Below are 10,450 nucleotides of genomic sequence, written 5' to 3'. Positions count from 1 at the left end.
AGCTCATGCGCTACATCCGCAAGTACAACGAGCAACCCAAGTCCGTGAAGTGGAAGTACTTCGACCCAACAAGGCGAATTACTCCCGATTCAATCGTTACGGCCCACTAGTTGATTTGAAACGGACTGTCATGGCTCATTCTCATCGGAATTTCCCCCCTTCGTTAGAGCGTCGACGCAGCAAGCGGTGACATGCGTTGGGCCCCGGGGCGCACCACGATGTCGGGTGCGCCAACTAGAACCTGCAAACTTAGTTCATCCAACATTGCGTTGGCAAGCCAACTTCAAGGGTCGACATGCCGACAGCCAGTAGATCGATTCGATGTCCGCAGAGCGGCAACATGCAGTCATTCGCGACCGTCGAACCGGAGGGCCCGCTCTGCACAGCGGACCTCTTGTCGCTATGATGGAAAATGGTGATCGCCCTCCTCGCACGGCAGTTGCGACGTTCCCTGCAGCGCTTTACATAATTGACGTTCGTACCCCAGGGGCCCTTCGCGGGCTTGAGGGCATCGGAATGCGCGACGAACTGCTGGTCTATTGAAGTAAGCCACCGGCCGCCTCGCTTTATGAGCATGTCGGCAATGATCGTTGATAGTGCTCCCAAGAGAACCCCGCGGGAACCGAAAAGTTGAACATGTCTCCCGGATCAATATCCGTGGAGCTTGATCCGCACTATCGGTCATACGGCACGGGTAACCCGCTCATCCATAGCAAACAGTACATGCGCAAATCTGCTCAATCGCTCGACGCGAAGGAGGCGGTAGTCCGGCCCGCGCATCGACAAGACCTCCAACAACGCGATTCGCGAGGGATTTGCGGGATGCCTCAACAGTGCACCACTCACTCGCGGCAAAGCTCCGTGCCTGGATGGTCGCCACTATAGAGGCATCGAACCAGGTCTTCCTGAAGTCGTCGGGGAGAACCCAGTCGCGAAGAGTGTCAACTAGCGCAACCAAGGCGCTGGATTGATCCGCGCCTAGAGCCCCGAGTAGAGCAATGCGATGCAAGACCTCAACAATCTGTTCTCTGTAGATGTCCTGCACCGCCGTAACCATCCTTCGCGGCCAGTCGCCAGAGAGCAGTTGGACCTTGGCCTGGTGTAGTGCTGTCGGCGGCGCGTCGGTCCGACGCGCCAAGACGTAAGCTGAAGAAAGAAGCGGCATATAGAAGTCACTGACAGGCGCCAAGCACGCAATCACAGCGCGCACGCCCTGAACCTGCAATGCCGCGACAATGCCTAACGCGTCACCCGTATGTGTGCTGCCAACGAGGCCACCGACGCAGGCTGACAAGAACACTTCCGAAACGTCCGAACTCTTTGCAAGTGCGGAGACCGCCAAAGCGTCGAAACGGGTCTCGCGCCCAGCGTCGATGAGCAGCGAACCATGAAGTGACTGCGCTTCTCCGTCAACTATGCCGTGGCACGCGATCAACCAGGAGTCTGCATAGCGATTTTCCCTGCGTGTCAACCACGACTGGGCGTCAGTGCGCGTCACGATTGCTCCCAACCTCAACCTAGCATTCAGTTTCGCCTCTGCCTCAACAAATGGGATTGGTGCCCGGGACCAGTTGGGCTCGACGATGACGTCGACTTTCGCCGGCGCCAGTTTCCGCTTCGGCAAGCTGCGGAGCCTCAGATAGGCTGGTATTCCGCAGTAGAAGCTCGCCTGACCCCACTGAGGCGCAGTCGTTACAGCCAAGCCGTGCGTTCCAGGTCCACTAACGATCTGCCAGCGCCAAATCTCAGGATGAGCAATATGCAAGAGCGTCCAGAAAGACTCAGCGAGGTGCAGGTCCAAGTCCTCTGTCCATGTTCTGACTTCACGGGTTGCGATCTCTTCGTCGCTCGCGCTCTTCGTCTTGGATAGAAGGTCACGCATTCCTGAATTACGCGAGACCTCACCTGTATGGCCGAGCGCAGGCATCTTTTCTTGGGTGCTGGGCAGATCGGGGATCTGCTGTACATCGAGACCACCGTTGGTGATGATGATTGCGATTCGTGTGTCGCCCGTCGTGTGCAGCACAGCCAGACCGCTCCCGCTCTCCAGTTGGGCTGCAATCTTTGAGACGGTGAGTTCCGAGTACGGAAGGGCGAATGCTGCCATGGCAGGGTCAAGTTCTCTTGCCTCCTCGCGCGCCTCGCGATAGCGTGCAAGCAACTCGCGCTCCTGCGCCAAGAGGCGATTGACTTCGACTCGTGTCGCATGCTGCTGCTCGCTCTTGGCCAACACTATGCGCGGTGACGCGCTCGGACCTTCCTCGACAGTGGCCCGGGCCTGAACCAAACCAATCTCGGTGCGGAGGTCCGCGAGTGCCCTACGAAGGGATGGCAAACCAGTCGATGCGGAGGGAGCTTCAGATGCGAGCTTGGAAATCTCGTCACCGACGACGGTCCAAGTCTGCATCCCATGCAACGGCGACAGCGCCACGATTGCCTCGTCTGGAGCATATCGCAGGCTCAAGTGGAGCCACCAATGGTGGAAACGCGAGAAGTCTTCATTCGAGTCCTGAACGCTCTCACTCGAACCGAGTTCGCGCAATTCTTGAAGATAGCGGCTAGCCTCTAGTAGTAGCGGGCGTACTTCCTCGAACCGATCTGGCGCGTGGCCGCCTTCGCCGCGCAAGTCATTTTGAATAACTTCATCGACCCATGACTCAACACACTCTTTCGCGGTAGTGAATATCTCGCGTTTGATTTGCGTCATCCTTCCCAATGAGGCGAGGAGGCGAAGCGACAGAAGACGTGTGCATTCGAAGTCGCGTTGAGTAGATGCTGCGGTCAAGAGTCGACATGCTGCGATGAGCGTAAAGGCGTGATCCAACCCGTAGCGCAACTCTAAAGTATTGAATGCGGTCTCGAACAAGATGCGACCGGCATCCCATTCGCCGGCGGCCGCTTTCTCATCAGCCACGTCAAGCGAAGCAATCAGCGTCTCGGGGTGGACATCACCGTGCAGGCGGCGTAGTTGTTCGTAGATGGCCGTACTTGAATCTAGGTTGCCTGTGGATCGCGCATTCGACGCGTCTTCAAGTTTTCTCGCCCGTAGAGTCTTGAAGGATTCGATACCATGCAACGATTCAACACGGCGCCTATGGTCGCTGGACAAGCCTATAGTTTCTGACCCTCTATTGGCTTTTAGCAATGAATGTATGAGATTTCCTGCGGTTTTGAGGGTGAGAGGGTGCTCAGCGCCGAGCGTGCGTTCTCGCACTCGATGTACGTGGCTTTCGAGTTCGATGGCACGCGTAAATTCTCCGCGTTGATAAAGAGCCTCTCCGAGCGAGTACTCAAGGTTCAAAGCACTCTCGTGGTCGGGTCCCCAGTGATCTTTTGCTATTTGAAGCGCCTCTTCGAGCGTGCTGCACGCCTTATCAAGGTGACCTGACGCCGCCATGGCCGTTCCGCAGTTGTGCCACACTCCGAGGGTTTCAAGGTCATTGAATCCGCGTTCCGCTTGACACACCCTCAGAAGCTCCATGGCTAGATCCACAGCTTTTGGCGCCTGTCCAAGCTGGACCAGCGTGGCCACGAGAGCATTGGTCGATTGAATCGTGTATAGATGTGTAACTCCCAATTCGCGCTCTCGGATCGCTATCACTTGACGAAATAGTCGGCTTGCGAGTTCGAGTTCATCGAGTTGAACGAGCGCCACTGCTACCTCATGCAGAGCTTCCAAAACTGGCTCTGAATCATCTTGATGGTCAACGAGACGCAGCCTTAACGCCAGTGCGAAGGCACTGAGCGCTTTTCGATACTCTCCGTCGGCAAGGGATCGTTTTCCGAACGTAAGCAAGCCAATCGGCCGACTTGTTCGGGTCACAGGTCGGAGGCCCATGCCTTTACTTTTCAAGTACTGCGCGCCATCGTGCGTGTCAGTGTGAAGTCCGTCGGACAATGCGGAACCAGCGATCTCCAGAAGCAATGCTTCTTCATCAGCCGAGATTGGCGCGCTTGGGCGCCACTCACACAACATGTCTTGCTCATTCATGTTCATGAAGCGCTCCTTGCTTTACCCGATAGTGTTGAAACCAGGTACGCTCAACGCGTCAAGCATAGCCCAATTCGTGCGATGTCGTTGCGTTTTTGCTGGGATGTACCAGACAATCACCCATCATTGCGCACGGTGCGCATCTACACATGAGGCCACCCGTGAACGATGTGCATCCTGAATATGGCTCCCCTGCCGACCAGGCTGGAATTGCTGCCGCGCGCCGCCTTGCCGCCAATCTGGCTGGGAAAGTCTGCCTCCATCGCCTTCGTCTCGCGGCGCCTTGGGACTTGTCCCTTGTGATGGAGGCTGAAGTCCTTGGCGACATGGAGCCGGAACTGGGCATGGAACTCGTAGCGGTAGCTTTTGAGTCTTTCCTAGGGCAGTCATCTCTTAGCGTTCCCATGCAAGCAGAGGCGGATAAATTTGCGATCGCCATCGCGAGATGGGCTGCTCCATACTCAGTTCCAGTCGACGAACTCATTCGCATCTACTTCCGTCACTATCAAATCGGCGAACAGGACAAGGTTGAATTTCCATACGGTAGCGCGTCTCAGGTGATCTTGGGCCAATCGGTGTGGACTTTGGGACGAGCCGACGCTTTGGTCGTGCAGCAGCGAATAGCCCACTTTGCGGATACTGAAGGTGGTTCTGCGCAACGCGTGGCATTGGAGCTGGAAACACATCTTGCTTCATTGCGCGCGACGATCGATCCTCCACTATGTGTCCATCTCTCACGCACGCTCGAAGAAAAGTTGCGGGAAGACGTAGAGGTCGCTGAGACCGCCAGTCCTAGATGGATGAAGTGGATGAGGCCCGGCAAGTCGGCGTCCCCTGAGCATAAGGAACAATCTGTCGAATGCATCGTGTGGTACGGAACAAATCGTCAGCCCGTAGATGCGAATGACGGCGCAAAGGGGTACGGAAAAGCGAGGGGGCAGAGGCTGGAGGTGGGGCGCTGCGCGGTGGTCGTGCCGAAGGCGCGCGCGTTCGGCTCGACCGGATCGAACGCCGTAGTGCGCTGGCTGACGGGCAGCGATGACCGCATTCGCGTTATAGAGACAACGCCGCTTGCCCGGGAGAGGCAGTGGCAGGAGATGCGCGACGCTCTCCAAGGCAGCCGTTTGGAAGCGGGGCGGCGCGACGTGCTGCTTTACATCCACGGCTACAAGACAAGCTTCGAGCAAGCGGCGATCAGGGCCGCACAACTGCACGTGGACCTCGGCGTTCCTGGCGTTACGGCTTTCTACAGTTGGCCGTCGCGCGGAACCTTTCTTGGCTATTTTGCTGACGAAGCGGCGATCGATGCCAGCGAGGCGCACTTGGCCCAGTTCATTCAGTCCCTCTGCGAACAATTGGATAGCGATCGTGTCCATGTTCTCGCGCACAGCATGGGCAATAGAGGGTTAGTTAGAGCCCTTGCGCAGCTTGCGGCGGCAAGGACCGAATCATTGTGTATCGGTCAAATCTTCCTGGCGGCGCCAGATGTTGACGTAGAGCTTTTCACAAAGCTGGCCTCAGTGTATTCAGAAGTGTCCGAGAGGACCTCTCTCTACATTTCGCGTCGCGATCGCGCGGTGTGGATGTCCTTGTTTCTGCACCGATTCCCACGCGTCGGATACGCCCCGCCCGTCACGATAGTCGAAGGGATCGATACGATAGAGGTTTCGGCTATCGATTTCAGTCAACTTGGGCATGGGGCCTACGCTGAGGCCGAGCCGCTTCTGTATGACATGGGCGGTCTACTCAGGAACGATATGAAGCCAGCGCACCGTTTGCGGCTTCGGTCCATTGAGAACGAAGAGGGTTGCAAATACTGGGCGTTGGCACGTTAGCGCCGAGGGGCGCAGCCGACTCATATGAGGGGTTGTCGTACTTTTCGTGCAAATCGGTGCGCTTTCTCGCACGCCCAGCAGCCATGCGGACTTACGTTTGATGGCGCAGGTGCCAGACGCGCGTCGCCCTGCCAGGGATCGAAGCCGGTACATTGGCGGCCCTGCGTTTCGGAGCCAGCCATGCCCTCCTTTGCCCTGCGATTCGTCGGCCAGGAGGCCCTGCCATCCCGGCTGAGCGAGTTCGACCGCGAGCAGTTCTTCGAGCTTGGATCGGCGGAAGCTGAGGCGATCAAGCAGCAATTTCGAGTCGGCCACCGCCTGCCCGCTGCCTTGATGATGCTGTTCATGCGCGCCACCGGTCGACCGCTCGACGGCTTCAACGTCTTGCCGCGAAGCCTACTACGGCACGCGGCTCAGCTTTTGGGCATCTCCCCACCATCCATTGCGACGCTGCGCTCGATCTACGGACGAAGCCAGACGCTTTTCAAGCACCAGCTTTGGGCCAAGACATACCTCGGCCTTCGAGATCTCGATCAAGGTGATGAGATCCAACTGACCGATGCGCTTCGCATTCACGCACAAGAGGCTACTCATCCCGACGATCTGGTACGGTCGGCCTGCCAGTGGCTGTACACCCGCCGGATCGTGATTCCCGGTCCGCGCCGCCTCAAGGACTGGGCCCGCGACGCGTTAGCCGCCATCGAGGCGAGCGTCCTTGCCCATGTCAGCGCCGCTGTTCCGGTCGCGAAGGCGCGCCAACTGAGCGCCCTCGCCTACTGCATTCGGCCCGAGACGAATTTCACCCACCTGGAGTGGCTGAAGACGCCCTCGCGGCGACATGGACCGGCAAGCTTGGCCGAAACGCTGGAGAAGGTGCGCTTTCTCAAGGCGCTCGGAGCCGACACCTGGGACCTGAACGGCGTGACGCTGGCCAAACAGCAGGCATACGCCAGGCAAGTGCAGGCGCGACGCCCGGCAAAGACGCGCGAGATCAAGCCATCGCGGCAGATGATCGAGTTGGTATGCTTTCTGCGGATCACGCTTCTTGAACTCACCGATGTGGCGCTGCTTCAGTCGAGCCGACGCAGCCAGCAACTGTTTCGCGAAGCTGCCGATCGCGCTCAGGCAAGCCGCGCACGCGCCACCACAGGTCTGCTCAAGCAAGCCGCGCAGGCCAGTGCCATCCTACACGATGAAGCCAGGACCTGGCAGGATCGCGTCTTGCAGGCTCGGCAGTTGCTCGACGAGTTTGGCGGCGTGACCACCGGCAGCTTCGTTTCGCAAGTTCGCCAGGCACTGGCACAGGACGTCCAGCGGGTACATGCCTGCCTGACATCGCTAAAGGATCTGGCGTTCGGGGGCCGCAAGGGCGACCGTGGATTCGAGCAGTGGAGGGCGTGGACGGCGTTGCAAAGACGCGGTGCTGCTGCCGACATTCCCGAAGGCGTGCAACTTCCGGAAGTGGGTGCCGCTTGGCACGGTCTCGTCCACGATCTTGACCCCCGCTCGAGCCTTCGGGCTTTGGAAGCCTGCACGATGATGTCGCTGCGAAAGAGCCTTCGTCGCGGCAGCGTCTGGATCGATCACTCGTTGAGCTACCGGGAGCGCGACCAGATGCTGATCCCTCCGGCCCGTTGGGAATCGCAACGTGAGCAACACGTCGAACTCCTAGGGATGCCCAAGTCACCCCGGGAATTCCTGGAGCCGTTGTTGGCCAACCTGGTCGCGGGAAGCGCAGCGGTTTGTGATGCGCTGGACCGGGGCAAGGTCGAGATCAGCGCCGACGGCATGCTGCGCCTGCCCGCCATCACCGCCCTCCCCGAGAAGAGCGAACCGGTGCGCACGCGCGAGACCGTTTACAAGCTCATCGGCAACGTCCAGTTCCCCGACCTGCTGATGCAACTGGATGCGGCGACCAACTTCAGCGATGCCTTGCTCGGGCACCGGGCGCAGTCCGCGGATGAGCTCGTTGCGTTGTATGGCGCTTTACTGGCGCACGGCACCGACATCGACGCCAAAGGGGTCGCATCGATGATCCCGGGGCTGGAGCCAAGCCAGATCTCCGTGGCGATGCGAGCCTTGGAAGGCAGCGGCCGGCTTCGACGCGCCAATGAACGTGTCGCGCAGTTCCAGAGCCAGATCCCGATCGCTGCCCTCTGGGGTGACGGTGACAAGGCCTCGGCCGACATGATGTCACTGGACGCCTCCCGCCACCTGTGGAACGCCCGGGTCGATCCGCGCCGGCGCACCTACGCCGCCGGCCTGTACACCCACGTGCGTGACCGATGGGGCATCGTCTATGACCAGCCCATCGTGCTCAACGAACGGCAGGCCGGGGTTGCCATCGAAGGTGTCGAGACAAACAACCGCGGCGAGGACCTCATGCGGCTATCGCTGGTGGCGGTAGATACCCATGGCTACACGAATCCGGCGATGGCCATCGCCAAGCTGCTGGGCTTTGACCTGTGTCCGCGCCTGCGCGATTTGGCGGAGCGAAAGCTGCACCTGCCGCGCGTCTTCAGGGTCCCAGAAGGCCTCGAAGCAGTCACCGTGAGGAGCGTCTCGCTGAGCGCCATCGAGCGCGGCTGGGACGAGCTTCTTCGCCTCGCGGCATCCATTCGTTCCGGGCGTGTCTCCGCCACTCTGGCCCTACAGCGCTTCGGATCGGCTGCGCAAGGTGACCCGCTGCATCGGGCAGCTGAACATTTGGGACGGCTGCTGCGCACAGTCTTCCTGTGCGACTACATCGCCATCGAGGACTTCCGGCGCGAGATCCACACGCTACTGAACCGGGGCGAATCGGTGCATCAGCTCCAGCGCGCGGTGTACAGCGGCAAGGTTGCGCCAGAGCGCGGCCGGCGGCGCGACGAGATGCTGGCGATCTCGGGCTCGCACGCACTGCTGACGAACATCGTACTGGCCTGGAACACGAGCCGGATGCATGAGGTCGTCGAAAGCCTGAAACGAGAGGGAACCCGGATCGAGGACGAGTGGCTGCGCCGCATCGGGCCAGCGCACTTTTCGCACATCAACTTTCGCGGCACGATGAAGTTCAGCGTCGAGAAATACGCCGACGCGCTTGTTCAGCGACCAAACACGAGGCAGGCAGCATCGTCGCGCTGATAGCGTGGGTGCGCGATCGGCGCAAGCGCCCTCCTCCACCTCGACAGCCAAAGCGCACCTTTCTGCGCAATAAGCACGAGGTCCGACGAAAACGCCTGGTTCGCAAGTGGTTGTCGGAAAAGGATTTTCTGAAGCAAAGCGCACCGATTTGCACGAAAAGTACGACAACCCCTCTATCGCAATCACCGAGCGCTTGTCCTGCTGGGTCGGGCGGCAGCTTTGGATCCGGCTTGTGCATCCGGCTCATCAGCGGGTGGTGATCGGCGTTCAAGGTGAGCATCGTGTAGCTCTCGTGCACCTCTCCCGTCGCCTTGTCGGTCCAGGTGCTCCACAAGCCGGCCAGGCCCCACGGGTCGCCGTCGGCGCGCCGGAACTGCTACCACTGGTTTTTCCCACTCTCCCAGTTCGGCTCGTCGAAGCTGGCCGCCGGAATGATGCAGCGCTGGCCGCGCTTCCAAGGATCTTTGAAGGTGGCCTTGACCGCCAGCTCCTCGGACCGAGCGTTGTTCGTGCTGAAGGTCAGCTTGGCAGTCTTGGCGAACCAAGGGATCAGGCCCCACTGCCCGACCACGAGCTCGCGCTCGTAGCCGCTGGCGTCACGCGCGCGGCGGATGAACGGGCCGGGCGCCCGCGGGAACACCTGGCGCGGCCAGGGCAGCTGGTTGTGACGGCCGATGTGCCAGAAGCGCTCGACTTCCCACACCTCCGGCGTCTCGTATCGATTGCACATCGGCGCATTTTGCTGGAAGGCCGAAGGACGGCATCGGGCCCATACGTGCTCATGCTATTTCCTTCATGTTCTGCAATTTGAGAAACGCCTCATTTTTGGTCAACCACCGTGTCCAGATCATGAAAGGCACCATTAGCTTGCCGCGCTTCGAGGTCGTGAACAGATCATCCGATATGTCATTCATGAATCGCGCTCGGTACGGCTCTGGAATTCGGTGTACCAACGCGTACATCACGCCGTTCGCCATTGATGGTCGAACAGCGTCAACGAGTCTGTGGTGCTCTCGCATGAACTGCCTCCGCCAGGTCGTTCCGCCCGGGATAACGAACGTCTGAGACCATAGTGTCGCCACCGTGTCGAGCGCGACGTCAGCGGAAGCCGCAAGGCATTGCCGGGCAGCTATCGCTTGAATCGCTCCGCAGGCCCGGCGCCCTTCCGGCATCTCTACGAATTTGCATTTCCGGGGACATTCAGCCCCGGTTCAGGGATAAGTTCCACGATGCGCGCTTCCTCCTCCGACCCTTCAGGGTCTTGCCCGCCTCGGCGGGCTTTTTCATGCGCTGCCCCCGAAAAGTGGGTGCCGGCTACCCCACCACCTCTGCGAAGCACGCGGCCCAGAACCAGTTCGTGTTCCTGTGGTGGCGGCTTGACTTCAGCCGATACCGAATGCGCACGCGGCCAATGTCCGGGACGTCGACCTCGCCCTGCATCTCGGCTGCTTGGCCAGCGCCCGCCGGCGGAAACCCATCCATGCCGCGGCTGACGAGCGCG

3 protein-coding genes and 2 pseudogenes are annotated in these 10,450 nt (G+C 59.9%); 2 read left to right on the top strand and 3 right to left on the bottom strand.

The annotated features are described in order from the left end of the window. Positions 1-703: 703 nt before the first annotated feature. Complete coding sequence (locus tag QZH52_RS38165; RefSeq protein ID WP_301816472.1) at positions 704-3,997, bottom strand: tetratricopeptide repeat protein; 3,294 nt, start codon at positions 3,995-3,997, stop codon at positions 704-706. Positions 3,998-4,152: 155 nt separating this feature from the next. Between QZH52_RS38165 and QZH52_RS38160 the strand changes: the two genes are divergently transcribed. Both QZH52_RS38160 and QZH52_RS38155 read left to right on the top strand, forming a co-directional pair. Further along, positions 4,153-5,826, top strand: a complete 1,674-nt coding sequence (locus QZH52_RS38160) for an alpha/beta hydrolase (RefSeq protein ID WP_301816471.1) — start codon at positions 4,153-4,155, stop codon at positions 5,824-5,826. A gap of 180 nt (positions 5,827-6,006) precedes the next feature. Then, positions 6,007-8,949 carry a Tn3 family transposase gene (locus tag QZH52_RS38155; protein ID WP_301816470.1) on the top strand — a complete coding sequence of 981 codons (2,943 nt, stop codon included), beginning with the start codon at positions 6,007-6,009 and terminating at the stop codon, positions 8,947-8,949. A 171-nt stretch (positions 8,950-9,120) separates the two neighbouring features. On the opposite strand, the pseudogene QZH52_RS38150 reads toward QZH52_RS38155, so the two are convergent. Together QZH52_RS38150 and QZH52_RS38145 are read right to left on the bottom strand one after the other, a co-directional pair. Further along, positions 9,121-9,679, bottom strand: a pseudogene (locus tag QZH52_RS38150) (SOS response-associated peptidase); the annotation flags it as partial. A 584-nt stretch (positions 9,680-10,263) separates the two neighbouring features. After that, positions 10,264-10,450, bottom strand: a pseudogene (locus tag QZH52_RS38145) (hypothetical protein); the annotation flags it as partial.

It is taken from the genome of Variovorax ginsengisoli, assembly GCF_030486595.1.
Taxonomy (GTDB): domain Bacteria; phylum Pseudomonadota; class Gammaproteobacteria; order Burkholderiales; family Burkholderiaceae_C; genus Variovorax; species Variovorax ginsengisoli_B.
The sequence above is the reverse complement of the archived record's forward strand: the minus strand, read 5'-3'. Positions and strand labels throughout refer to the sequence as shown.

Bases quoted from the DNA above. Each gene is read 5' to 3' on its own strand.
- QZH52_RS38165 (WP_301816472.1), bottom strand. From the start codon at position 3,997: ATGAACATGAATGAGCAAGACATGTTGTGTGAGTGGCGCCCAAGCGCG.
- QZH52_RS38155 (WP_301816470.1), top strand. From the start codon at position 6,007: ATGCCCTCCTTTGCCCTGCGATTCGTCGGCCAGGAGGCCCTGCCATCC.